General features: G+C 45.1%; 21 protein-coding genes. 17 read left to right on the top strand and 4 right to left on the bottom strand.

Annotated features, from left to right (window positions below; genetic code table 11):
* The first annotated feature begins 411 nt into the window (after nucleotides 1-411).
* From J2T20_RS06255 to J2T20_RS06210, 10 genes are all read left to right on the top strand, one after another.
* Nucleotides 412-945, top strand: coding sequence for a hypothetical protein (locus tag J2T20_RS06255; RefSeq protein ID WP_307586634.1), 534 nt, complete (start codon nucleotides 412-414; stop codon nucleotides 943-945).
* On the top strand, nucleotides 938-2,440 hold the full coding sequence (locus tag J2T20_RS06250) for an AAA family ATPase (protein WP_307586632.1): 1,503 nt from the start codon (nucleotides 938-940) through the stop codon (nucleotides 2,438-2,440). The genes J2T20_RS06255 and J2T20_RS06250 overlap by 8 nt, the downstream gene beginning before the upstream one ends.
* 132 nt (nucleotides 2,441-2,572) lie before the next feature.
* Nucleotides 2,573-3,445 (top strand): 3-hydroxyacyl-CoA dehydrogenase family protein, encoded by an 873-nt coding sequence (locus tag J2T20_RS06245; RefSeq protein ID WP_307586630.1) that lies wholly within the window; start codon nucleotides 2,573-2,575, stop codon nucleotides 3,443-3,445.
* Nucleotides 3,442-4,650: an acetate kinase gene (locus J2T20_RS06240; RefSeq protein WP_307586628.1), complete on the top strand. Its 1,209-nt coding sequence runs from the start codon at nucleotides 3,442-3,444 to the stop codon at nucleotides 4,648-4,650. The genes J2T20_RS06245 and J2T20_RS06240 overlap by 4 nt, the downstream gene beginning before the upstream one ends.
* A 21-nt stretch (nucleotides 4,651-4,671) precedes the next feature.
* Nucleotides 4,672-5,967, top strand: a complete 1,296-nt coding sequence (asnS, locus tag J2T20_RS06235; RefSeq protein WP_307586627.1) for an asparagine--tRNA ligase — start codon at nucleotides 4,672-4,674, stop codon at nucleotides 5,965-5,967.
* An 18-nt stretch (nucleotides 5,968-5,985) separates the two neighbouring features.
* Nucleotides 5,986-6,771: a DnaD domain protein gene (locus tag J2T20_RS06230; protein WP_307586626.1), complete on the top strand. Its 786-nt coding sequence runs from the start codon at nucleotides 5,986-5,988 to the stop codon at nucleotides 6,769-6,771.
* Between the two features lie 128 nt (nucleotides 6,772-6,899).
* Nucleotides 6,900-7,469, top strand: a complete 570-nt coding sequence (locus J2T20_RS06225; protein WP_307586624.1) for an RNA polymerase sigma factor — start codon at nucleotides 6,900-6,902, stop codon at nucleotides 7,467-7,469.
* Nucleotides 7,466-7,933: a hypothetical protein gene (locus J2T20_RS06220; RefSeq protein ID WP_307586622.1), complete on the top strand. Its 468-nt coding sequence runs from the start codon at nucleotides 7,466-7,468 to the stop codon at nucleotides 7,931-7,933. The genes J2T20_RS06225 and J2T20_RS06220 overlap by 4 nt, the downstream gene beginning before the upstream one ends.
* 14 nt (nucleotides 7,934-7,947) lie before the next feature.
* Nucleotides 7,948-9,048: a hypothetical protein gene (locus J2T20_RS06215; protein WP_307586620.1), complete on the top strand. Its 1,101-nt coding sequence runs from the start codon at nucleotides 7,948-7,950 to the stop codon at nucleotides 9,046-9,048.
* Nucleotides 9,045-9,770: a hypothetical protein gene (locus J2T20_RS06210; protein ID WP_307586618.1), complete on the top strand. Its 726-nt coding sequence runs from the start codon at nucleotides 9,045-9,047 to the stop codon at nucleotides 9,768-9,770. The genes J2T20_RS06215 and J2T20_RS06210 overlap by 4 nt, the downstream gene beginning before the upstream one ends.
* Before the next feature lie 78 nt (nucleotides 9,771-9,848).
* Here J2T20_RS06210 and proC read toward each other — a convergent pair whose 3' ends face one another.
* Genes proC through proB form a run of 3 tightly spaced genes read right to left on the bottom strand, consistent with a single transcriptional unit; the run spans nucleotide 9,849 to nucleotide 13,140 of the window.
* Complete coding sequence (proC, locus tag J2T20_RS06205) at nucleotides 9,849-10,718, bottom strand: pyrroline-5-carboxylate reductase (RefSeq protein ID WP_307586617.1); 870 nt, start codon at nucleotides 10,716-10,718, stop codon at nucleotides 9,849-9,851.
* Nucleotides 10,719-10,746: 28 nt separating this feature from the next.
* Nucleotides 10,747-11,994: a glutamate-5-semialdehyde dehydrogenase gene (locus tag J2T20_RS06200; protein WP_307586614.1), complete on the bottom strand. Its 1,248-nt coding sequence runs from the start codon at nucleotides 11,992-11,994 to the stop codon at nucleotides 10,747-10,749.
* A 42-nt stretch (nucleotides 11,995-12,036) separates the two neighbouring features.
* Nucleotides 12,037-13,140, bottom strand: coding sequence for a glutamate 5-kinase (proB, locus tag J2T20_RS06195; protein ID WP_307586612.1), 1,104 nt, complete (start codon nucleotides 13,138-13,140; stop codon nucleotides 12,037-12,039).
* Nucleotides 13,141-13,570: 430 nt separating this feature from the next.
* Between proB and J2T20_RS06190 the strand changes: the two genes are divergently transcribed.
* Nucleotides 13,571-13,801, top strand: a complete 231-nt coding sequence (locus J2T20_RS06190; protein WP_307586610.1) for a hypothetical protein — start codon at nucleotides 13,571-13,573, stop codon at nucleotides 13,799-13,801.
* A gap of 63 nt (nucleotides 13,802-13,864) precedes the next feature.
* Here the strand turns inward: J2T20_RS06190 and J2T20_RS06185 are convergent, their stop codons facing one another.
* Nucleotides 13,865-14,773 (bottom strand): LysR family transcriptional regulator, encoded by a 909-nt coding sequence (locus J2T20_RS06185; protein WP_307586608.1) that lies wholly within the window; start codon nucleotides 14,771-14,773, stop codon nucleotides 13,865-13,867.
* Between the two features lie 206 nt (nucleotides 14,774-14,979).
* Between J2T20_RS06185 and leuC the strand changes: the two genes are divergently transcribed.
* The 6 genes from leuC (at nucleotide 14,980) to J2T20_RS06155 (ending at nucleotide 23,916) form a co-directional block, all read left to right on the top strand.
* The gene (leuC, locus tag J2T20_RS06180; protein ID WP_307586606.1) at nucleotides 14,980-16,404 is read left to right on the top strand and encodes a 3-isopropylmalate dehydratase large subunit; all 1,425 of its coding nucleotides are present in this window, start codon (nucleotides 14,980-14,982) and stop codon (nucleotides 16,402-16,404) included.
* A 28-nt stretch (nucleotides 16,405-16,432) separates the two neighbouring features.
* A complete protein-coding gene (gene leuD, locus J2T20_RS06175; RefSeq protein WP_307586605.1) occupies nucleotides 16,433-17,035 on the top strand; it encodes a 3-isopropylmalate dehydratase small subunit in 603 nt (200 codons plus the stop codon).
* A 187-nt stretch (nucleotides 17,036-17,222) separates the two neighbouring features.
* The gene (locus J2T20_RS06170) at nucleotides 17,223-18,728 is read left to right on the top strand and encodes an N-acetylmuramoyl-L-alanine amidase family protein (RefSeq protein WP_307586603.1); all 1,506 of its coding nucleotides are present in this window, start codon (nucleotides 17,223-17,225) and stop codon (nucleotides 18,726-18,728) included.
* 163 nt (nucleotides 18,729-18,891) lie between these two features.
* Nucleotides 18,892-20,313 carry an N-acetylmuramoyl-L-alanine amidase family protein gene (locus tag J2T20_RS06165; protein ID WP_307586601.1) on the top strand — a complete coding sequence of 474 codons (1,422 nt, stop codon included), beginning with the start codon at nucleotides 18,892-18,894 and terminating at the stop codon, nucleotides 20,311-20,313.
* Nucleotides 20,314-20,422: 109 nt separating this feature from the next.
* Complete coding sequence (locus J2T20_RS06160) at nucleotides 20,423-21,082, top strand: GerMN domain-containing protein (RefSeq protein WP_307586599.1); 660 nt, start codon at nucleotides 20,423-20,425, stop codon at nucleotides 21,080-21,082.
* 80 nt (nucleotides 21,083-21,162) lie between these two features.
* Nucleotides 21,163-23,916 carry an S-layer homology domain-containing protein gene (locus J2T20_RS06155; RefSeq protein WP_307586597.1) on the top strand — a complete coding sequence of 918 codons (2,754 nt, stop codon included), beginning with the start codon at nucleotides 21,163-21,165 and terminating at the stop codon, nucleotides 23,914-23,916.
* Nucleotides 23,917-23,948: the final 32 nt, after the last annotated feature.

The raw sequence follows: 23,948 nt of genomic DNA, 5'->3' as shown, positions 1-23,948 counted from the left end.
AATACCCTCTATTCAGCCTGAATTCTCTAATTCACAGAAAAAAATTCCCTTAAATTTTGCGTATACACAATAGCTGCTTCAGGATGTATACTGCTAGCTGCATTATAGTATATTTTTCTCGAATCTTTGAAAAAAAGATGAGATATTTATCACATTTAGTTGTATAGAAAAAGACCGAATCGCTAATAGATTCGGTCTTTTAAGTCGATAAAGGGGTAACAGCGGGCCAAAAACAGGAAAAGATTAGTAATGAAAATTTTAAATATATTCACAATTTGTTTTCGAATAGTATATACACCTATGATATACTACTACTTGTATTCAAGGCTGATGTAATCGATAAACTCTTGAAATTCTGTTATAAATGCGAAATTAGATATATGTTTTGCCATTATGAGAGGAGGACGTTACTTGAAACTGCGTCTTGTACCTGTATTACTAACTTCACTGCTATCAGTCGCCCTTATGTTCGGCGGGTGGTTTCTGTATCGCCAGTTTGCTATCCAGGAGCCCTTGCAAAAGATTGTTAACAGCTACCAAGGAGTCAATAAATCACACATATCTATTAACCGCGATGAAGTATCTTTGAAACTCGATTTGAAACCTGGAACGAAATTACGTGAATTAGTCCAATATATCTCCACAGAAGGCAAATCAGTCATTGGAGGACGTTCAATTAAGCTGGATTTAGAACAACAATCCAGTGAAGAGCTTGATGACATTTGGGATCAAGCGATGTTCTCTGTTGCTGAAGCCATGGAAAGCCGCAAATATACATTAATTCCTGCTAAACTTGACCAGTTGAAGGAAAAGTATAAGGGTATAACTGCAACTACCGAAATTGATGACAACAATGTGTATGTAAGCTTGACGAATGGCAAGGAAAGCAAATTTATTATCTTACCGCGACAGCCTGAGACTATGGGGGTATGGAATAATGCCTAAATGGATTAAAGAAGTATTAGTGGGATTTATTCCTGTGCTGCTGATATTTATGGCCTTTCTGGGAATAAATATACTTCCCATTATTATTGCAGTTGCCATGCTGGGTGCTTTATTGCTCGTAGCCCATATGCGCGGCGGCTTGACCGTGAATGCCGGAGCTGAGAAGAAACGTAAGAAGAGCGGCCCATCCAAACTCACCTTTGAAGAAATCGGTGGTCAGGATAATGCCAAGCAAGAGCTGCGTGAAGCACTGGACTTTTTGATCCGACATGAAGAAATCAGTAAATTTGGTATTCGTCCACTTAAAGGCATCTTGCTCACAGGCCCTCCGGGGACTGGTAAGACGCTGATGGCCAAAGCGGCAGCCCATTATACGAATTCCGTATTCGTCGCTGCAGCAGGCAGTGAGTTTGTTGAGATGTATGTGGGTGTAGGTGCTGGGCGTATCCGTGATTTATTTCGTGATGCCCGTACCCGTGCTGTGAAAGAGAACAAGGAAAGTGCCATTATTTTCATTGATGAAATTGACGTTATCGGCGGTAAGCGTGAAGGGGGTCAGCAGCGGGAATATGATCAGACGCTGAACCAGCTGCTTACGGAGATGGACGGAATTTATAATAATGATACCCCTCGTATCCTTTTGGTAGCTGCTACTAACCGCAAAGAAATGCTTGATTCAGCACTTTTGCGTCCTGGACGTTTTGACCGCCATATTCAAGTGGACTTGCCTGATAAAAAAGGTCGTAAATCCATTCTTGATCTCCATGCCAAGAACAAACCTCTTCATGCAGAGGTTAGCTTGGAGCAAATTGCCGAGGAGGCTTACGGCTTCTCGGGAGCTCAGCTGGAAAGTGTTATGAATGAGGCTGCAATTTATATGATGCGGGAGAATCTGACGGCAGTAGAGCAGCGCCATTTATCAATGGCTATTGATAAAGTCATGATGGGCGAAAAGACAGACCGTGAAACCAATCATGAAGAGAAAAAACGTGTGGCTATTCATGAACTTGGACATGCGATTATGGCGGAACTGTTGCGTCCGGGCAGTGTAAGTCAGGTTACATTAACTCCGAGAGGTCAAGCGCTTGGTTATGTTCGTCATAATCCACAGCATGAACAGTACTTATATACAAAAGATTACTTGGAAGAACAGATTATGATTGCACTGGGCGGAGCGGCTGCTGAAGTTATATTTTATGGCGGAAGAAGTACAGGCTCTCGCGGAGATTTTGATCAGGCACTTAATATTGTTGAGACAATGATGAAATCGGGACTCACTTCGCTCGGGATTGCTAAGCTAGAAATGGTAACGACGGAAGAGCTTATGAAAGAGAATAGCAATATTTTGGATGAACTTATGGCTCGTACACATGAGCTGCTAAATCATCAACAAAATGTGTTTAATTACTCCCTGGACATCCTTATGAAGGAAGAAGTCCTCTCTGGAGAGCAATTTCGTTGTCAATTTAGTGACAGCGTCCTTTTACCGGCATAATTCTTTATGCCGGTTATTTTTTTTTACTTTTCAGACATGCTAAGATATCATTATATGTCGGGCTTATAAATCTTTACGACAGACAAGGTACAATACAAAAGTATAGATACCTGAAAGGATGGAGAATTTTTGATGAATTTTAAGAAAATAGGTGTCATTGGCGGTGGCACGATGGGTCAAGGTATTGCGGAAATGTTAGCAGCCAAAGGCCTCGATGTTATGCTGGTGGAGAAAACCCCAGAACGATTGGATTATTCCTATGAAATGATTGAGACCAGTCTAGACAAACAGCTGGAGAAATGGGCGATCACCCAAGCGGAGAAGAAATTAATTCTTAGCCGGATTCAAAAGGTAACACATTTTGCTGAACTAAGTTCTTGTGATATGGTCATTGAAACCATCACAGAAGATTTGGAAGCAAAAAAATCAGTGTTTAACCAGCTCGACCAAGTATGTCCAAGCCATATTATTCTAGCTAGCAACACATCAACACTTAGCTTAACGGAACTTGCAAGCTCTACGATGTATCCGGAGCGCGTAATCGGAATGCATTTCATATATCCTGTAGCTAAAGTTGATCTTGTCGAAATCGTGCGTGGATTGAAAACATCCGATGCTACTTTTGAAGACACCAAGTCATTCGTTGATGAAATTGTTGAGAAAAAAGGCGTAATGATTTATGAATCCCCTGGATTTGTAACTTCCCGCCTCATTTGCTTGTTAATTAATGAAGCTATGCATGTTCTCCAAGAAGGTGTTGCCTCACCGCAGGACATTGACGATGCTATGCGTATCGGCTACCAATTCCAATATGGACCGCTTGAAATGGCTGACCGTTTCGGTTTGGATTCCGTGCAGGCTGCACTGGAACGGATGTTCCGTGAGTATGGCGAGTTGAAATACCGTCCTTCTACTATTCTCAAGAAAATGGTGCGCGCAGGACACCTAGGTATGAAATCTGGCGAAGGCTTCTTCAAGTACGACAAGGATGGTGACCGTGCATGAATATTTTAGTTATTAACTCAGGAAGTTCTTCTTTGAAATATCAGCTTTACAATATGAAAGACGAATCCGTTTTGGCTAAAGGTCTGGTAGAACGTATCGGAATGGATTCTTCCATTTTGACTCATAAGCCAACCGGTAAACCGGATGTAACCGAAGTAAGCGAAATTCTCGAGCACAATACAGCCATTCGTAAAGTTCTGGCTTGTTTGACTGATAAAGAGCATGGAGTCCTTGCTTCAACGGATGAGATTAATGCAGTTGGTCACCGTGTAGTACACGGGGGAGAATTTTTCAAGGCTTCTGCGCTGGTTGATACAGATGCAAAGACTAAAATTCGCCAATTGTTTGACCTGGCTCCGCTGCATAACCCTGCAGCAATGATGGGTATCACGGCAACCGAGATTAATATGCCAGGTGTACCGCAGGTCGTTGTATTTGATACGGCGTTCCACCAAACTATGCCTGAAAGTTCTTATATGTATGCTATTCCGAGAGTTTTGTATAATAAATACAAGGTTCGCCGCTACGGTGCACACGGAACTTCCCATGAATTCGTAAGTAAGGCTGCTGCGGAATATTTGGATCGTCCTCTGAAGGACCTGAATATTATCACTTGTCATATCGGTAACGGAGGCAGTGTGACTGCTGTGAAAGGTGGTATATCTGTTGATACTTCAATGGGTATGACTCCTTTGGAAGGCCTAATGATGGGTACGCGCAGCGGTGATCTTGACCCGGCAATTGTTCCTTATGTAATGAATAAGGAAGAACTGTCCGTAGGCGAGGTTAACTCTATGCTTAACAAACACAGTGGAGTTCTGGCTATTTCAGGCTTCAGCAGTGACATGCGTGATATTGAGTCCGGTGCTGAGAAGGGTGATCCTAACTCTACACTTGCTTTTGATATGTATGAGTACCGTTTGCGGAAGTACATCGGTTCTTACGCAGCTGCTATGAACGGTGTGGATGTTATCGTATTTACTGCCGGTGTTGGTGAGAATTCCTCAATGCTGCGTGAAAAAATCCTTAACAATCTGACATTCCTCGGCATTGAACTCGATGAAGAGGCTAACAAGATCCGCTCCGGCGACCCGCGTCGTATTTCTACGGTTGATTCCAAGGTGCAGGTGCTTGTAGTGCCGACAAACGAAGAGCTTGTCATTGCACGTGATACAAATCGTATTGTGTCAGGAATTAACGGCTAAATCAGAGGAGAGATTGAAGGCATGGCTAACAAGAGTGTAATTAAGACCGTGAATGAACATGTCGGAGAAACGGTTGTTATCGGCTGTTGGGTCAATAACAAACGCTCCAGTGGTAAAATACAGTTTCTTCAGCTTCGTGATGGTACAGGGTATATCCAAGGAGTTGTAGTGAAATCGGAAGTATCAGAGCAAGTGTGGGATGATGCAAAGAGCCTGACTCAGGAAAGCTCATTGTATGTGACCGGAATTATCCGCGAAGAGCCGCGCAGTCAGTCGGGGTTTGAAATGACTGTGACCGGTATAGAAGTGCTGCATCTGACCGAGAATTATCCTATTACACCGAAGGAGCATGGTGTGGATTTCTTAATGGATCACCGTCATCTCTGGCTTCGTTCTTCGAAGCAGCGGGCTGTGCTTGTTATCCGTGCGGAGATTATCCGGGCAATTCAGCAATACTTCGATACGAACGGATTTACGCTTGTAGATCCGCCGATTTTGACGCCTACCTCTGCTGAGGGTACAACCAACCTCTTTCATACGAAGTATTTCGAAGAGGATGCTTATCTGACCCAAAGCGGCCAGCTATATATGGAAGCTGCTGCAATGGCACTGGGCCGGGTGTATTCCTTCGGGCCTACCTTCCGTGCAGAGAAGTCTAAAACTCGTCGTCACTTGATTGAGTTCTGGATGATTGAACCTGAAATGGCATTCACAGATCATGAGGAAAGCCTGCGTGTTCAAGAGAATTTCATTAGCTATGTCGTGCAATCCGTAGTCACAAATTGCCGTCCTGAACTTGAGGCGGTTGGCCGTGATATATCCAAGCTGGAGAATATCAAGGCTCCATTCCCGCGTATCAGTTATGATGATGCAATCAAATTCTTGAATGATAAAGGATTTGAGATTGCTTGGGGTGATGATTTCGGAGCTCCGCATGAAACGGCTATCGCTGAAGAAAATGACAAGCCGGTATTTATTACTCATTACCCAGCTTCTTTCAAGGCTTTCTATATGAAGCCGCATCCGGATCGTCCGGAAGTGGTGTTGTGCGCTGATATGATCGCTCCTGAAGGTTATGGGGAGATTATTGGCGGCTCCCAGCGGATAGATGATCCTGCACTCTTGGAGGAACGTTTCAAAGAACATAATCTTTCAATGGATACGTACAAATGGTACATGGATTTGCGCACCTACGGTTCAGTACCTCACTCTGGCTTCGGTTTGGGATTAGAGCGGACAGTAGCCTGGATTTGCGGTCTTGACCACGTTCGCGAGACTATTCCTTTCCCTCGTACACTGTACCGTCTTTACCCATAAGGGAGAGAGGGGGCGCATATGGACAGCAAAGGATGGAACACTTGGGGCGAAGGCGTCTCCTTTGGCTTAGACAATGGAATGGCAATCATTCCGTATGCCCTGCTGAAGAATTACCGCAAGCTGAACTTAAGCGGTAGTGAAACACTGCTGCTTATCCACTTGCTCTCCTTTCGTCAAGTTGAGGGAATTGAATTCCCTTCACTTGAGGAGCTTCAAGCTGTAACAGGACGTAGCATACCCGTTATTGCCGGGGAGCTTCAGAAGCTTATGAAGGATGGCTTTATCAGTATCGATGGTGATAATGATGAACTGCGCGACATGCATTATGAGCGCTATAACTTTTCCGGTTTGTATGGAAAGCTAGGTGCTTATCTTGCCGGGCAAGCAAAGGCCGCTGAACAAGAAGGAACTCTGGGAACCGGATTGAAATCCTCGGTCTCTAGGGTCACTGAACATCGCTTAGGTGGATTTCCCCCCGAGAATGGTGGCAGTGGAAACGGCAGAAGTTCTTCAGCTTCATCGAACAAGGACATAGAGGAAGAAAGCCGTAGCTTGTTCAGTATATTCGAAAAAGAATTCGGACGTCCGTTATCCCCTATGGAATGCGAAACCATATCAGGCTGGCTGGATCAGGATCGTTATCCCGAGGAATTGATTCTACTGGCGTTGAAGGAATCCGTGTTCGCGGGGAAACTTCATTTTCGTTATATTGACCGAATTTTGCTGGAGTGGAGCCGAAATCGGGTGAAAAATGCCCAAGACGTCAAGGCTTATTCACAGAAATTTCGCGGTGGCGGTAAATAATCATATAGGAACCGTGTTGCATGGGCACTTCAGCCCTTTGCAGCACGGTTTTTTACATACCACTTGTAATTCGGAAAAAAGTATCTGTTGAGGCGCAGGGGTAGGTTTACTTTCCTGCGTCTATTGCTATGGGAAGGAGGGGAGACGTCATTGAGGATGAGAATCTAATCAGAGAAATCTGTCAGGGGGACGTTCAATCGTTCCGGCAGTTCGTTGAAGAATATAGCCAACATGTGTATAAAGTGACTTACTCGGTTTTGAGGGAAGCCAAAGAAGCTGAGGATGCTGCTCAAGAGACCTTTTTGCAGATTTATAAGTCTCTCCCCGAGTACCGTCATCAGGGATTAAAAACCTGGATCACCCGTATTGCCCTACATAAAGCAATTGACGCCAAACGGAGGCGTGACAGATTAAGGGAACACCCGGTGGATTATGATAATGTGCTTAGTATTACTCCTGCGCAGGATGAAGACGTGCTACATGGCGTGATTCGACGGGATCGAAGGGATCGATTGTGGCAGGAAGTAGAGAGTCTGCCATGCGTGCACCGCGAGGTCGTTATTGCTTTTTATCTGGAACAAAAAAACTACGAGCAAATTGCCGCAGAGCACGGGATAACCCTGAAAACGGTTGAATCCAGATTATACCGGGCTAGAAACTGGATTCGAACCCATTGGAAGGAGGAGGAATGGCTGTGAAGGATAGCGATAAAAACTTCATGGGTACAAATGGATTTAAGACGTACCTTACGGGTCAGGGAACCCCTGGTGAGCGAGAGAAATGGGAGGATATTCTCCTCGAAGATGAGGAAGCTCTCTCTTTATATATGGAATCACTGGATGAATTGCAGGATGAAATTCCTGAATTAGTGGATCAGGGTTCTTTTGTCAACAGGGTTATAGAGGGGTTGCAAGTAACGGACAAAATCATTGGACCGCAGAGGCTGACTCGAAAGCGCTGGTATGAACGTACCCTTTTCCACTACGCAGTTGCAGCGTCACTGACCTTGTTGTTCATGTCCTCTGGAGTCTTTGACCGCTTGATGACGGGGAATATGGATGTGGTAGTACAAAATGACAACGGAGGTCTTTCCTACAGCGAACAAGTGATGCAGGCAACCAGTGGTTGGTTGGAGCAGCTAATGACGGATGGGAACCAATGAGAGGAGAGATAAAAATGAAAAATCAGATCAATAAATTACGTGCGTTTTTTCTAAACATCATACCCGGAGCGGGACATTATTATATCGGCAAAAGAATTCTTGGGATTGTATATTTTCTAATCAGCTTCGGCGGATTATTTATGTCCTTCTTAATTGCCCTTGCCTCACACGATGGTGAATTTGCAATACTCGGTTGGATTGGCTTTTTACTAGTGTGGTGCTTAAACATGCTGCATCTGCTCATCGTTCTATTGAAATCGCCGAATCACACAGCAGCAGTAATCAGCGACGAAGGGATGCAGCCGGTAATACCAGTACGAAATAATGATAATGAAAGATTTCATGTTATTCTGCTTTCTTTTATCCCTGGATTGGGGCATTTCCATATGGGACTCATGCAGCGGGGGTTATCCTTTTTGATCTCCTTCTTCGGATATATGACTGTAATGCTCTTCCTGACAGGTGTTACTTCCAGTTCAGCCTTTCTACTTCTGTTCGGCGTTCTGCCTGTAATTTGGCTGTATAGTATGTTTGATGCCGTACAGCATATACACAGCAAGCTAGCTGGAGAGGAGCTGGTCGATCGGACTTTGTTTGAGGATTTGGAGGCGGGCCGTGAGGATGGACGTCGCAGCAAAGTATTGGCTACACTGCTGTCTGCCTTTCCCGGTGCTGGACAAATGTATCTAGGTTTACAAAAAAGAGGGCTCCAGCTCATGCTGCTTTTCCTCGGTAGTATTTACGTTATGGATTTGCTTCGTCTGTCCGTGCTCTTCTTTCTGATTCCGGTCATATGGTTCTATAGTTTGTTCGACGGTCTGCAGCTCGTTAGCCGTTATGGGCGGGAGGAACTGCAGGATAAACCTGTGGTAGAGGGTTTTATGAATCATCAGGGCTGGTTGGGAGCGGGGCTTCTGGCACTTGGGCTGTATTACATTTTAGCGAACGTTGCAGTCCCTGCCTTGGATATACGCTTTCCGGAATGGCGTCTGCAATATAGGTTTAGTACTTATCTTAAGACGGTAATCGTATCCATATTGCTCATTGGCGGTGGTGTGAAGCTGCTGATTGGCAGTAAAAATACAACAGCAAAAAAGGAAACGGGTGCTAAATGATGACTAATCCAATAGAGGTACAGCCGACAGCAGGAGCTGTTGGAGCGGTTGATTCTAAAGAGGGAATTTCCCGGCGCTGGCGTGTAGGCACCTTGTCTATGGGACTTAGTCTATTGTTCCTGGGCGGGCTGATCATGGCGTCCCAATGGAAAGGCTCCGATGTGTTTGAGACGGCGCTGGCATGGTGGCCGCTAGTTTTCATTTTATTAGGATTGGAAGTCGTAATCTACACGTTATGGTTTAAGGGGAAAGGGAAAATGTATTACGATGTGCTTAGTATTTTTTTCGTCGGCTTCTTGTCCGTGTGCTGTCTGTTTTTCGCCGGGCTTAGCTCCCTTGGTCTGACCCAGGAGATTCGCCAAATGGTCTCTTCTGTTGAACATAATTACTCGCTTCCCGAATGGAGCGGATCTGTCCCAGCGGGAGTGAAGCAAGTTATAGTGCAGGGTGATAATCCATATGGAGTTACGGTGGACAAGACAGGTGGAACGGATCTCAATATCTTCGGGACCTACGTTTCGAATGAAGGGCGCTTGGGAGCGGAGGATGAGGATCAGCTCCTTCGTACAAAGGTAGCGGGAGATACATTATATATTCTGCTGGGTGATACCGTAAGAAATTCATTGGATCACACCAGAAATAAAGTTAGTGTAACTGTTGCTGCTCCTTCAGAACTTAAGGTGGTCGTAAGAGATAATAGCGGAAATAAGGTTGAAAGGTAAGACTTTAATATAAAAAGAGCCTGTTCTCAGTAGATAAAAATCTACTAAGAAGAGGCTCTTTTTCATTTGTCGATGGAATTACTTAATGAGTTCTTTCTCCAGGGCTGTACCCATTTCACGGGAACGCTCGGCGCAGCGGTTTACGGCCGCTATAACGGTTTCGAAGAAATCTCCCTTATCGAGTACCTCCAATGCAGCTTGTGTCGATCCGTTCGGAGAGGTGACCTTCTTGCGCAGGGTAGCCGGCAATTCTCCGGTCTGTTGAACCATCCGTGCGGCGCCAAGTACAGTCTGCACGGTAAGCTCGCCGCTTTGTTCTGCCGACAGTCCACCACGGATCCCGGCGGCGATCATAGCTTCCATCATATAGTAGATGTAAGCAGGGCCGCTTCCGGAAATTCCGGTTAAGGTCTCCATACGCTCCTCATCAATAACTGAGGTTAAGCCTACCGCTTCGAACATATTGAGAGCCAGGCGGCGCCCGTTTTCATCAACTTCTTTGGAGAAGGAAATTCCTGTAGCTCCAAGACCAATGGAACTGGAGGTATTGGGCATTGTGCGGACTACAGGCTGCTGTCTTCCGAGGAGTCCCTGGATCGTGCGTATCGTTAGTCCTGCAATTACGGAAATTACAAGCTGTTCCGGGGTGAGTAGCGGGCCCAATGTGCGTAAAGCTTCGGCAGCATCTTTCGGCTTCATAGCCAGAACGATTACAGGTGAAGTACGCAGGTACTCCGTTTTCTGTTCGGGATCGTTGCTTGCAAGCACACCATAACGTGCTCGAAGCTCAGCCAATCGTTCGTTGCTGCTGCGATTAAGTACAACAACATGATCTGAGGCAACAACCGAGCGGGCAATCATACCGCGTACGATAGCTTCTGCCATGGATCCTGCTCCATAAAAGACAATTTTTTCGGAAATGAGGGGGATTGAAGGTTGTTGACACATTGGTAAAGCCCTCCCTTAGGGTGAATTTCTAGCCTCGAATTTGTCCGTGGCCGTAAATCTTATATTTGGTCGAAGTAAGTGCTGGCAGTCCCATGGGTCCGCGGGCGTGCAGCTTTTGTGTGCTGATGCCAATTTCGGCTCCAAATCCGAATTCAAAACCATCGGTAAAGCGGGTAGAAGCGTTGTGATAGACAGCAGCAGCATCCACCTCCTGCAAAAAACGAGCAGCTGTTTCCGTATCTTCAGATACGATACATTCTGAATGCTTTGTTCCATATTGGGCGATATGCTGGAGTGCTTCGTCCAGGTCGCCGACAATTTTGAGATTAAGAATATAATCATTATATTCGGTGGCATAATCTTCAGGAGTAGCAGGGATAGCCCATGGGATTAAGGATAAGGTTTCAGGGCAACCACGCAGCTCTACATTTGCCTCCTTGAACACTTCAGCAAGCGTCAATAGGTTCGAACGGGCATAGTCACGATGTACAATCAGTGTCTCCATAGAGTTGCATACGGAGGGCCGCTGAGCTTTTGCATTAAGACTAATGGCTTGTGCCATCTCTGGAACAGCACTGGAATCGAGATAAGTATGGCATATACCGGCGCCTGTTTCGATGACAGGTACGGTTGCATTCATGACTACATTTCGGATCAGGGAGCTACCTCCACGCGGAATGATAACATCCAGCAGGCCGTTCAGCTTTAGCATTTGATCAACCGAGGAGCGGTTAGGATCCTCGATCAGTTGAAGTGCATTCTGGGGCATTGCGGTCTCTGCAAGCGCATGATGCAGCACCTCTACAATCTTACGGTTAGAGGATATGGCGGAAGATCCACCGCGTAGGACAACTGCGTTACCGGTCTTCAGGCAAAGTCCGGCTGCGTCTACGGTTACATTTGGCCGAGCTTCGTAAATAATTCCAATGACACCCAGCGGTACCCGAAGCTTCTCAATTGTAAGTCCGTTTGGACGCTCCAGCAGTTCAAGACGATCGCCGATGGGATCCGGCAGTTTGGCAATTTGCCGCAATCCTTCTGCAATATCGTCAATACGGCTTTCGGTAAGTGCCAGCCGGTCTAACATCGATTCAGGAGTTCCGCCGATTCTGCCTCGTTCCAAATCCTCTGCATTGGCAGCAATGATAGCTGCTGCTTCTCGCTGTAAAGCATCGGCCATGATCAGCAGAGCCTTATTTTTTTGATCGGTTGTTAATCCAGCTAGAATTCCTGTTGTAGTCTTAGCCAATGTTGCTTTCGTTACAACTTCACTCATGACTATTCCTCCCTGAACTTGTTATTTTGAGTCCACTACCTATTATCTCAAAGTGATCCATTCATCCCGGTGAATGACTTCCAGCCGATGAACCTCTCCAAGCTTATCCACAATTTGGCGGCTTGGTAAGCCTTCAATCATTCGTAACTGAGCGTCATCATAGTTCACGATTCCCCGTCCAAGCAATCGTGAATCAGGTCCTAATACTTCTACCACATCCCCGGCATGAAAGTGACCTTCCGTTCGTTTTACACCTACAGGAAGCAGACTGTGTCCACCGTTCAATAGAGCCTCAACCGCGCCCGCATCTACATGTAAGGAGCCTAGAGGGGTAGACATAAAGCCTAGCCACTGCTTCTTAACCGGTAAAGAATTGGAGGTAGTGGCAAAATATGTGCCCCTTCCGGTACCTTCAACAGCAATTCGTAAATCACGGGGTTCGGACACTTTCCCCACGAAGACGGGAACGCCGCCCCGGGTTGCAATCTTGGCTGCATCGATTTTGGAGCGCATACCTCCGGTTCCTACACTGGAACCGGCTCCACCGGCGATGGCATAGATCTCAGGAGTAATCTCCTCTACATGCTGATATCGGACTGCGTTCGGATGCTTGCGCGGGTCACCGCTGTATAGGCCGTCCATATCTGTGAGCACGAGAAGCATTGAGGCTTTAAGCAGGTTGGCGACAAGTGCGGAAAGGGTATCATTATCCCCGAATTTCAGCTCGTCAACAGAGACAGTATCATTCTCATTAAAGACAGGTACCGCTCCTTGGCGAAGCAGCTCTTCTACAGTCATAACCGCATTGTTCATAGCACGACGGCTGCAAAAATCGGTTCGAGTCAATAAGATTTGCGCGGCAGTAATATTATGCGAGGTGAAGGCTTCCTGGTAGGCTTGCATAAGCAACGCTTGGCCCACTGCGGCTGCAGCCTGCTTCTCATGAAGCAGCTTCGGACGTGTCGGGTAGCCTATACTGCGAAAACCGGCAGCTACAGCACCGGACGTAACCAGCAATACTTCACAACCGCTCTGCTGGAGCTCAGCGATCTCCGCTGCGAAGAAAGCGATAGCCTCACGGTTTAATCCGCCTTCGGATCCTGTTAGTGAGCTGCTTCCGATTTTGACCACTATTCGTGTCGTCAATGTCTTTCACTTCCTCAATAGTTAGTTAATGAAAATACAAAAAAGCCCCATCCTAAGACTTAGCAAAGGACGAAAGCTTGGTTAACTTCCGCGGTACCACCTTCATTGATGAGGTTCATCCGACTCTAGTCCTCATAACGGGAGGATCCGTCCTGCTTATGGCAGGCCGTTCGGGGGTAGGATTCGGAATGATTTCACGGTAAATTCTCTCAGCTATATCGGAATTTACTCTCTGAACGTGAATGTTTCATTCGTACTGGTCCCGTCTGCACGTTTCATTGTTTGTTGTTTAGAATACCATGGAGCAGGGCGGTTTGCAAAGGGAGAACGAACTATATATGTCTTACAGCCAATGAGATCAAATTTTTTTGTTTATCCTTAGCTTGAACGGGTAAAATACTACTAATCTGTTACCGGGAGGTGGATAGAATTGGATAAAAGCAAGGATGTCCTACAGGAACAGATTCAAAATGTAGAAGTATTACAAGAGCAGATCCAAGATGCAAAAGAAGAAGCAGCAATTCAGAATCAAGTGACTCGTGAGTTTTTGGAGGAAAAGGCAGGCACTCGCAAAGATAATGGTCCAGTAGATGATGATACATCCCGTCTTAAGGACAATCAAAACCGTTTGACTTCAGTGCATAATAGACGCTTAGAATAATGCATACACAAATAAGCCGACTAATGCCTAATAGCATCAGGCGGCTTATTCTCAGTTCTAATCTTAATGATTTAATCCTGACACAGTTGTTTTGAATGTTTCGATAAAAGCTTCGGCGGCTTTGGACAGATACCTTCCGCGCCGATAGGCAATGACTAGGGTCCTGGTCGGTACTGGTTCTGCCAGTGGGAGATATACGGGAACGAACTCACTCCGCGGTGCTCTGGCAATAAAATGAGGGACGAGTGTTACACCCATTCCGGTTGCTACGAGTGATTGTACAGTCTCCATGTTGTTGCTTTCGAAGACTATTTTGGGATCAAAGCCGGAGTTCAGGCAAAGTTCCATTGTCATTTTGCGAAAGCCCTGTCCTTCTTTTAGCACGATAAAGGATTCATCCTTCAATTCCTCCAGTGAGGTACGCACTCCTGTCAAAAGGCGTGAGGCTAGCGGATGCCCCGGCGGAACCGCAAGGTCAATCCGCTCTTCTCCAAGTATTTCATAAGTCAGAGCAGGTATTTCGAGAGGAAGCGAGAGTAGACTAAGATCGGTCTGCCCGTTCGCCGTCAGCTTTTCTAAATTCATGGACGAATCCTCAAGCAGGTTAATATCAACTTCAGGATATTTTTCCTTAAATACAGGAAGGACATGTGGAAGGAGATGGGCCCCAGTGATCGGCATACTCCCAACAACAACCCGGCCGGTCCGGAGTTGGGAAATATCAGACATTTCCTGACGCAGCAGTTCAACAGCATCAATGATAGTCTGTGCCTGCTCAATAAATTTTGCTCCTGCGTGCGTCAATTCAACCGAGCTTGTATTTCTTTGGAAGAGCAGGACTCCCAGCTCCTTCTCCAATTTGGAGAGCTGCTGGCTTAGGGAGGGCTGAGCGATGTGCAGCTTATCCGCCGCACGGGAGAAATTTCTTTCGGCTGCAATCTGCAGCGCATATTGCAGTTGTCTAAGTTCCATGGTTCTAACTCCTCTGATTTAATAAGACTACTTATAAGTATAACCTATAAAGTGTACGACTCCATCATCACACTTATAGGCTGAGACTATGGCTTTTATAGATATCATATCTTGGAATTATAAACAAAGCCATGTTATATTTATTTCATTCAAGAGAGACTCCACGCTCTCTTCCTAAATGAACGATAAAATAATGAGGTGAATTCATGAGCAAGAAGACAATGTTTGAGAAGATTTGGGATAATCACGTTATACATCAAGAAGAAGGCAAACCAGGTATTTTGTATATCGATCTGCATTTGGTACATGAAGTTACTTCTCCGCAAGCATTTGAAGGACTTCGCCTGAGCGGTCGTCAGGTTCGCCGTCCTGAACTGACATTTGCAACTATGGATCATAACGTTCCAACTAAAGACCGTTTTAATATTACGGATCCTATATCCAAGCAGCAAATTGACACCCTTTCTCAGAACTGCCGTGATTTTGGCGTGAGATTGTTTGATCTTCATGATATTGATCAAGGGGTTGTTCACGTAATGGGTCCGGAAATCGGCCTGACTCATCCAGGTAAAACCATTGTTTGCGGAGATAGCCACACTTCCACGCATGGAGCCTTCGGTGCTTTGGCTTTCGGTATTGGTACGAGTGAGGTTGAGCATGTCCTTGCTACTCAATGTCTACAGCAGTCCAAAGCAAAAACGATGGAAATTCGTTTTACAGGCAATCGGAATCCTGGTGTGACAGCAAAAGATATGATTCTAGGCGTTATCGCCAAATATGGAACGGATTTTGCAACCGGTTATGTTATTGAATATACAGGTGAAGCGATCCGCGACTTGTCTATGGAAGAGCGAATGACTGTTTGTAATATGTCAATTGAAGGCGGAGCGAGAGCAGGATTGATTGCTCCGGATGAGACTACTTTCGAATATTTGCGCGGACGTCAATACGTACCGCAAGGTGAGGCTTATGATCAAGCTGTAGCCCAATGGAAAGGATTCGTAAGCGACGAAGGTGCAGAGTATGACACTGTGGTAGATTTCAATGTCGAGACTCTGATTCCGCAAGTCACCTGGGGCACAAGCCCGGGAATGGGAACGGATATCAGCTCAAGCGTACCGAATCCGGCTGACTTCACTACTGAAAATGAACGTAAAGCTGCTGAAAAAGCTTTAGAATATATGGATTTGGCTCCAGGTACTCCTATTTCCGAAATCAATATTGATTATGTGTTTATTGGTTCCTGTACAAACGGCCGGATTGAAGATTTGAGAGCTGCGGCACAGGTTGCTCAGGGACACTCGGTATCAGAGAACGTTACAGCCATTGTTGTACCGGGCTCCGGACGTGTTAAGATGCAAGCCGAGAAGGAAGGGCTTGATAAGATTTTCGTGGAAGCTGGCTTTGAATGGCGTGATGCAGGCTGCAGTATGTGTCTGGCAATGAACCCGGACGTTCTGCAACCAGGGCAGCGCTGCGCATCTACCTCTAACCGCAACTTTGAAGGACGTCAAGGACGCGGTGGCAGAACACACTTGGTATCACCGGCTATGGCTGCAGCTGCGGCGATCAAAGGGCATTTTACGGATGTACGGGATTGGAATTATAAGACGGTAGCCGTCAACGCATAGAAACGAGAAGAAGCGGGAGGGTAATGAAATGGATGCTTTTAAGAAATTAACGGGAATCGTGGCACCAGTGGACCGGGTTAATGTAGATACAGATGCAATCATACCGAAACAATTTTTGAAACGGATTGAACGGACAGGCTTTGGGCAATTCCTGTTTTATGAATGGCGTTTTGATGAAGCCGGCAGCGATAATCCAGCCTTCGAAATGAACAAACCGCGTTATAAAGGGGCTTCCGTTCTTATTTCCCGAGCCAACTTTGGCTGCGGCTCCTCCCGGGAGCATGCGCCTTGGGCAATAATGGACTACGGATTCAAAACGGTAATTGCACCTTCTTATGCCGACATTTTTTATAACAACTGCTTTAAGAATGGTATACTTCCAATCAAATTGTCTGAGAGCCAAGTCGATGAGCTGTTTGATCGGACTGCTGCTCACGAAGGATATGTATTAACTGTTGATCTTGAAAGTAAGACACTTAGCGATGAATTTGGCCTTACGATCCAGTTCGAGTTAGATGAGCATCGCCGCCAATTTCTTTTGCAGGGTTTGGATGATATTGGTCTTACACTTATGCACGCTGATGAAATTGATGCATACGAGAAACGTCATGCAGCCAAATTATTCTCTTAATCGTTGAGAATGAGAGTTAGCGACAACTTTCATGTTAAATTTACACAAAACTTCCATTTCCGGGATGCGGAATTGGAAGTTTTTTTGTTATACTCAATATATTCATAGTTTGTACACGTAACTTTTGGTGAATTTTGCCGTCTAGTCTTTATCTGTCTATTAATCAACTATTTAAGGGGAGAAAAGAATGAGGAAAGCCGGTCTGCGATTACTGCTTCTGCTGCTGTTGCCCTTATTATTGATGTCGTTCATCGGTCGAGAAGCATCTGCTGCAGGAAGCGGCAAAATTATTCTTGATAACAAGGAACTTGTCCTACCCTCAGGAGTGATTCTTGAGAACACAAACGGCAGTGTAATGATCCCCATAAGAGTGGTTGTAGAAAACCTTGGATTCGAAGTGTTGTGGGAACAGAAAACTCACAAGGTAACTGTACGTCAAGACGGTAGAAGCGTAGAACTTGCAGTCGGGAGCAAGAAAGCTAGCGCAGGCGGAGAATGGCTGGATCTAAATGCTGCACCTAAGCAAACGGGCGGTACAGTGCTTGTGCCTATCCGTTTTGTTGGCGAGCAATTTGGGCTCAAGGTTGGCTGGGATAATAGTGATAAGACCGTTTATTTAACCGGGGCCACCCCTTCTGATTCTAAAGGCGCTAACAATAGCGATGGTTCAGGTTATGCGTTGGATGTACCTGTGAATACACCGAACGATACACCGAACTCCACTCCGCCTACTGGAACTGAGGGAAATCCGGCAGTGACGGTTACTCAGGTAAAAGGTGCCATATTCACAGAGAATCGGTTAATTGTAGCTTCGTCTGGCGCAGTGAAGCCAACTGTAACTACGATGAACAATCCTTATCGCATTGTAGTAGATTTTCCGGGAACCTCATTCGCTGCGGATTTTACAGGCGGAATCGACGGGACATCAACAAATGGAGGTCTGCAAGGAAAACTGGATGTTACGGGTTATCCTCAAGTATCAGAAGTTAGATATGCGCTTTTCAGTAACACTCCTTCTACCGTTCGTTTTGTCATTCAGATGACCGGGAGCAATCCTTATCAAGTGGTTACTGATAACATCTCCGGATTAACTACCATAGATCTCAATATACCCTCTAGCGGTGTAGATCCTATAGGAGGGAGTAAGCCTATTGTTGTTCTCGATGCCGGTCATGGAGGGACTCAGCCGGGCGCTATCAGCTTAACTAAAAAGATGGAAAAAGACTTTAATCTTTCAGTTATTCTGAAAGCAGCAAGCTTGTTGGAGCAGCAAGGAGGGGTAACCGTTATATTGACCCGTACTGATGATAGTACACTTGGTCTGCAAGATCGCGTTAATATTGCTAAAGATGCGAATGCCAATATTTTCATTTCTCTACATGCAAATGCGATGTCTTCTTCAACAGCCAATTGGAATAAAGTGAACGGGAGCGAGACCTACTACAGTCGTAATGAAAGTCTTTTATTGGCTCAAATTATGCATAAGCACCTTGTGGTAGGTACGGGCTTTAAAGATAACGGGGTAAGAAACAAGAGCCTGCATGTAACCAGGGAGACGCTAATGCCCGCTGTTCTGCTGGAAGCAGGATATTTGACGAACAGCAGTGATGAGGCATCCCTATACAATGAGGAATTACAAGATAACTTGGCGAGGGAAATTGTTGCAGGAATTATGGAATATCTTGGTCTGTAGAAAATGACTCTACTTGTCTCTAATCTTGCAAATCTTAGTTTACTATGGAATATATTCGCAACTTTTAAATAGGATTGGCGTCTAATAGAGGTCAAAGTCGTCCGTTGTCAGGCCATCATGAACGCCGTTCTCAGGCGGAATACTAGATTCTTAGAGGTGAAGAATGAAGAAATTTTGTTGTATGTTGTTGTTGCTGCTCTTTGTACTAGTGTTACCAGAGAGTGGACATGCCGCTGCTGTGACCGGCAAAATTTTTCTGGACGGCAAAGAACTGACGGCAGGTCAGAATGTCCAGGTAGAGAATGTGAACAGCACTGTGATGGTACCTCTCAGAATGATATCTCAGAATCTGGGATACACGGTGGAGTGGGATCAGAAGAGTCAAATGGTTACCATTGGGCAGCAGGGAAAGATTATTCAACTGATAGTGAATCAAAAGTCTGCATCTGTTGATGACAAGACCGTACTTCTCACCACAGCACCCTTACTTAAGAACAGCATAACTTTTGTGCCGATTAGGTTCATCAGTGAACAATTTGGACTTGCAGTCGCATGGGACAACACGGATAAAGTTGTGACTCTTGTGACTCCGGAAAGTACTCCGGATACTGGTAATGATACAGGGACTGGCGTTGTAGTGCCACCGGTGGATACTACCAATCTCACTCAGGTAAATGGAGTAAGCTTTAACAACAATCAACTGTTGATTACCATGCAGGGGGCTTCACAGCCTAAAGCGACATTACTTACCAATCCTGATCGGTTAGTAGTTGATTTTCCGAATGCAACCTTTTCTGATGTATTTGGAACAGGACAGTTGCTGGATCCTAACTTAAACGGCAAGCTGGATGTAGTCGGATACCCAGATGTGTCTGGAGTCCGATATTCACTATTTAGTACTGCTCCCTACACGGTTAGGTTCGTGGTAGATTTAAATTATGCCAAAAATTATACAGTTAGTGTATCCGAAGATGAAAATAACCTGGTTATTGTTGATTTAAACGCCGAAGATTCTGGTGAAACAGGAGCTTTACCGGGTAATAGTGGGAAAAAGCTTGTTGTACTGGATGCAGGCCATGGAGCTAAGGATTCAGGTGCAGTCGGTGTTACCGGTAAATATGAAAAGGCCTTCAATTTAGCTATTGTTCTAAAAGCGGCTGAGTTGCTGAAAAAAGAAAATAATATCGACGTTGTACTCACACGCAGTAATGATACTTTTCTTGAACTCAAGGAACGGGCGGCAATCGCTAATAATCTAAATGCTGATTTATTTATTTCCGTGCATGCTAACAGCAGTGCGTCAACAAGTGCTACCGGTACAGAGACGTATTATCAACGTCAAGCCAGCAAAGCGTTCGCTAATGTCATGCATAAATATTTGGTGCCAGCTACTGGACTGAGTGATCGAGGCGTTCGATACGGCAATTTTCATGTGATACGTGAAACCAAAATGCCGGCTGTTTTACTTGAAGTAGGATACTTAAGCAATAAGGGTGATGAAGCCCTGCTCTTTACTGAGGCTTTGCAAAATCGTGTTGCTGCTGCTATGGTAAGTGCCATTAAGGAATATCTCGGTATAAAATAACAGCCAAACGGCAGACAAGCGTCGCAAACCCCACTTTCTGTTGTTATAGCAGTGAAGAAGGCTTTGTGACGTTGGTCTGTCCGTATTTATCTAGGGGGGCGCTACGATTATGAAGACAAAATTGGGTTATGCAGGATTATCGATACTGTTATTGTTTATTATGTCAGGTTGCGGCGAGAAGCCAGAGGCGTCAGTTTCAAATCCATCGCAGAATTCTCCTGCTGTTGTCAGCGGGGCAGGCGGGAATGCAGTGAGTTCAGACGGTGCTGACAATTCTGCCGGTGAAGCCACCGCAGAACCTGCAAATAGTACAAATACCGCAGATACCGGCAATGCGGCACCGACAGAAAAACCTGATCAAAGCAAAAAAAGTGAGACCATCGAAGTTTACTATACGGATTCTCAATTGATGGATTTGGTACTGGCAAAAGCTGAAATTAGTTATAGTGCTTCAGATGAAGACAGTAAGTACGGTGAAGCTTTTAAGGCACTGCAGGTTAGTGAGAATTCAGATCTTGTTCCTCTCTGGGGAAAAATTGAGCTAAAGTCCATAAAGATCGAGAATGGACAACTTGTATTAGATATCCATAAACCCATCGAGGCGCAGCTTGGTGCAGGCGGCGAGTCCTTTGCCTTAAGCGCATTGGCAAAAACATTATTTCAGTTTAAAGAAGTAGAAAGCATTGAGATTCTGCTGGACGGAGAGAAAGTGGAGAGTCTTATGGGGCATGTAGATCTAGAGCACCCTATGACCAGAGACAATAGTTAAATATTCGCAGGAATATGAAGGCTGTATGGCGAACATCTATGGAAACTACTTATATGCGATTCAGAGAGGGGAATATCATTTTGTCCGGAAATTACAAGTCAGGTCGTCCCTTTAGGGGCTATTCTTCTAAAGCGGTATCCGCAATACTTGCAGGAGCCATAGCCCTCAGCGGCGCAAGTGCAGTAAATGCCGATGGCGCAGCTGCAGTAGCCGCAACTACTAGCACAACACCGGCAGCAACAACTACGGCAGTCGCTAGCGCATTTAGTGATGTGAAAAGTGGATTTTGGGCTGAAAAGCATATCTACAAGCTTGCAGCTCAAGGCATTGTTATCGGAAATAACGGAAATTTCCGTCCTAGTGATCCAGTAACTCAACAGGAAGCCGTGCTCATGGCTTTACGTTTTATGAAACTTCAGAATATGGTGGATAAAGATGCGCAGGTAGCTCTACCTACTGATTTCAAGGTTTCGAATTATTATAAACCTTATGTTGTATTAGCATTTCAACAGAAACTCCTTGACAAGACGTTGGAGATGGCACCGGATAATCTGAAGACATCCTGGGGTGAGCGCAAAGCAACGCGGGAATGGATTGCCGAAGTGTTAATTCGTGCGCTTGGTAAAAGTGCTGATGCAGTCGCCGCTTCAACTGAGCCAACCGGCTTTGCGGATGACGCTAAGGTCTCATCAAGCAAACGGGGATATATAAATGCTGCTGTTGATCTTGGATTGGCTAATGGGCTTGACGGCAATCGCTTTGATCCGCAGGGAGCTGTGACACGAGCGCAGCTTGCCACTTTTCTCAGCCGTGCGCAGGCGCACAACACGCTTGTCTACGACAATACTGCAACCGGAACGGTAAGTGAGATAAAAGACGATAAAATCACGATTTACGACAATGGTAAATTATCAACCTTCAATCTTGTCTCAAGCACAGTCTATTTCTCCAGTGCTTCTGAGATCAAAGGCAGCCTAAATGATATTAAGCCTTATACAAAAGTTATGGTTATTGGTACAAACAGTAATGCAGCTTATGTTGAAGTTATCGACCCTAAGCAGCAGGTTGAGAGCATCCAGGGCAGTTTTGCAATGATTACGGGTAATAATAAACTTTTCATGAAGACCGCAGACGGTTATCCTGAGTACATTATTGATGCAGCTACTTCATTTTTGGATGTGAATGGGGTGAAAATTGAGCCGTCCTCCATCGCTCCAGATAGCCTGATTAAGTTGTTGCGTGAGACTTATACCAGCACCAGAAAGGTAGTCTCCGTTCAGGTGACTTCGGGAGTAATTAACAAAAACGGTACCGGAACATTGAAAGCCATTGATCTGAACGGTAAAAGCATCACCTTCAAAAATGCCGCCGGTGTAGAAGAAACCTTCAAATGGAACGATACAACTATCTTCCGCTATCAGAATTCAATTCTGACTGCCGCAGAGCTGAAGGTCGGTTCAGCTGTGAAGTATACAATTTCGAATAACTTAATCCAATCTGTTGAAGTTACTGAGTCGGTGGAACGAACTTTGCAAGGAACTCTTTATGAGCTTAGCAGTTCTTCCGTTGTCTACAAAAAAAGTGATGGTACCAAAGAAGTGAAGCTTCTTGCTGCTGCCCCGGTAATCGTTATACCAGGGATCACAAATCCCTTGGCTTCTGATTTGATTGCGGATGCTATCGGCGGTGACAATATCCGGTTGACCTTGAATAGTAGCGATCAAGTTACCAAAATTGAAGTAACCAGCCGTCAAATTGAGCTATTTGCCAGTCTGACTGTAGTATCTTATAATGTGAAAAATAAGCTGTTGACTGCCTTGGACAGCAGTAATAAACCCCACTTGTTTACATTGGATGAAAAAACTAAACTGACCAATGAGGGAACAGTTCCTACCTTGGCCAATATAGGTAACTTTTTAACTGAAGGACGTAAAGTCGCTGTAAGCGCAATTGGACAGCGGACATTTTCCTTGGAAGTTGTAACGAAGTATGAGGGTACGGTGACCTCGATCAATACGACAACCCAGAAGATTGAAGTTAAAACGAATGAAGGTCAAACTATTACACTTCCATTCCCGATTTCCGTTGATATATTCGGACGTACGAATGCAACTATAGCGGATGTTGCCGTTGGGAATACAGTTTCTGCAGTGCTTGCAGGTAATCAGGAAGTGATTTCAGTATTAAGAGTCAAAGCCATACAGCAAGTTATGGTTACTTTCTTGGATACAACGAGTAATCGCATGAATGTAAAATGGGCTGGGGGTACTAGCAATATTTATACATCAGGTGCGGTGCTGAACAATGAAGCAGGTGAAACCCTTAAATTAACTGATTTTAAAGTAGGGGATTATGTTAATCTCGTATCTATCGGGTCATCACCGGTATCCTTGCAATTGGTTAAGCTTACTACAGGACAAGTCTTGTCTTTGGATACAACTGGAGGAACTTTAACAGTTAAGAACTTTGCAGGGACAACGCAGTCATTCTTGTCAGGCAACAACGTTAAGATCATCCGTGCCAGCGGCACTAGCACATCTTTGAGCAGTCTTGCTGTTTCAGAAAGAGTAGAATTGCGTAAAGATGCTGATGGATCTACAATCATTCGTGTATTGCCTATGCTCAGCCGTTATTTCTCCCGTTATGAAAGTTCATCGAACCAAGTAGTAGTTAAGCGGGATAGCATAAATGACGAGAATTATCGTTTCCAACTCGCCTCAAATGCTTATATTCACCAAGGTGACACGACATTAACAGTGCAATCTCTTAAAGAAAATGATAATATTACAGTATATTTCAATAACGATGTAATAATTGAAATTGTGAAACAATAAGGCTATGGTGATTTTCCGTGTGAAACACCGTC

The organism is Paenibacillus wynnii (assembly GCF_030812855.1).
In the GTDB taxonomy this organism is placed as follows: Bacteria; Bacillota; Bacilli; order Paenibacillales; family Paenibacillaceae; genus Paenibacillus_AQ; species Paenibacillus_AQ wynnii_A.
Note: the sequence above shows the minus strand (reverse complement) of the source record. Positions and strands in the feature narration are given on the sequence as shown.

Excerpts from the sequence above, each read along its gene's own strand:
- J2T20_RS06215 (WP_307586620.1), top strand. The coding sequence starts at position 7,948 with ATGAAAAATCAGATCAATAAATTACGTGCGTTTTTTCTAAACATCATA.
- J2T20_RS06250 (WP_307586632.1), top strand. The coding sequence starts at position 938 with ATGCCTAAATGGATTAAAGAAGTATTAGTGGGATTTATTCCTGTGCTG.
- J2T20_RS06225 (WP_307586624.1), top strand. The coding sequence starts at position 6,900 with ATGGGAAGGAGGGGAGACGTCATTGAGGATGAGAATCTAATCAGAGAA.
- J2T20_RS06170 (WP_307586603.1), top strand. The coding sequence starts at position 17,223 with ATGAGGAAAGCCGGTCTGCGATTACTGCTTCTGCTGCTGTTGCCCTTA.
- J2T20_RS06160 (WP_307586599.1), top strand. The coding sequence starts at position 20,423 with ATGAAGACAAAATTGGGTTATGCAGGATTATCGATACTGTTATTGTTT.
- J2T20_RS06210 (WP_307586618.1), top strand. The coding sequence starts at position 9,045 with ATGATGACTAATCCAATAGAGGTACAGCCGACAGCAGGAGCTGTTGGA.
- proC (WP_307586617.1), bottom strand. The coding sequence starts at position 10,718 with ATGTGTCAACAACCTTCAATCCCCCTCATTTCCGAAAAAATTGTCTTT.
- J2T20_RS06185 (WP_307586608.1), bottom strand. The coding sequence starts at position 14,773 with ATGGAACTTAGACAACTGCAATATGCGCTGCAGATTGCAGCCGAAAGA.
- J2T20_RS06165 (WP_307586601.1), top strand. The coding sequence starts at position 18,892 with ATGAAGAAATTTTGTTGTATGTTGTTGTTGCTGCTCTTTGTACTAGTG.
- J2T20_RS06230 (WP_307586626.1), top strand. The coding sequence starts at position 5,986 with ATGGACAGCAAAGGATGGAACACTTGGGGCGAAGGCGTCTCCTTTGGC.
- J2T20_RS06200 (WP_307586614.1), bottom strand. The coding sequence starts at position 11,994 with ATGAGTGAAGTTGTAACGAAAGCAACATTGGCTAAGACTACAACAGGA.
- leuD (WP_307586605.1), top strand. The coding sequence starts at position 16,433 with ATGGATGCTTTTAAGAAATTAACGGGAATCGTGGCACCAGTGGACCGG.
- asnS (WP_307586627.1), top strand. The coding sequence starts at position 4,672 with ATGGCTAACAAGAGTGTAATTAAGACCGTGAATGAACATGTCGGAGAA.
- J2T20_RS06240 (WP_307586628.1), top strand. The coding sequence starts at position 3,442 with ATGAATATTTTAGTTATTAACTCAGGAAGTTCTTCTTTGAAATATCAG.
- J2T20_RS06245 (WP_307586630.1), top strand. The coding sequence starts at position 2,573 with ATGAATTTTAAGAAAATAGGTGTCATTGGCGGTGGCACGATGGGTCAA.
- leuC (WP_307586606.1), top strand. The coding sequence starts at position 14,980 with ATGAGCAAGAAGACAATGTTTGAGAAGATTTGGGATAATCACGTTATA.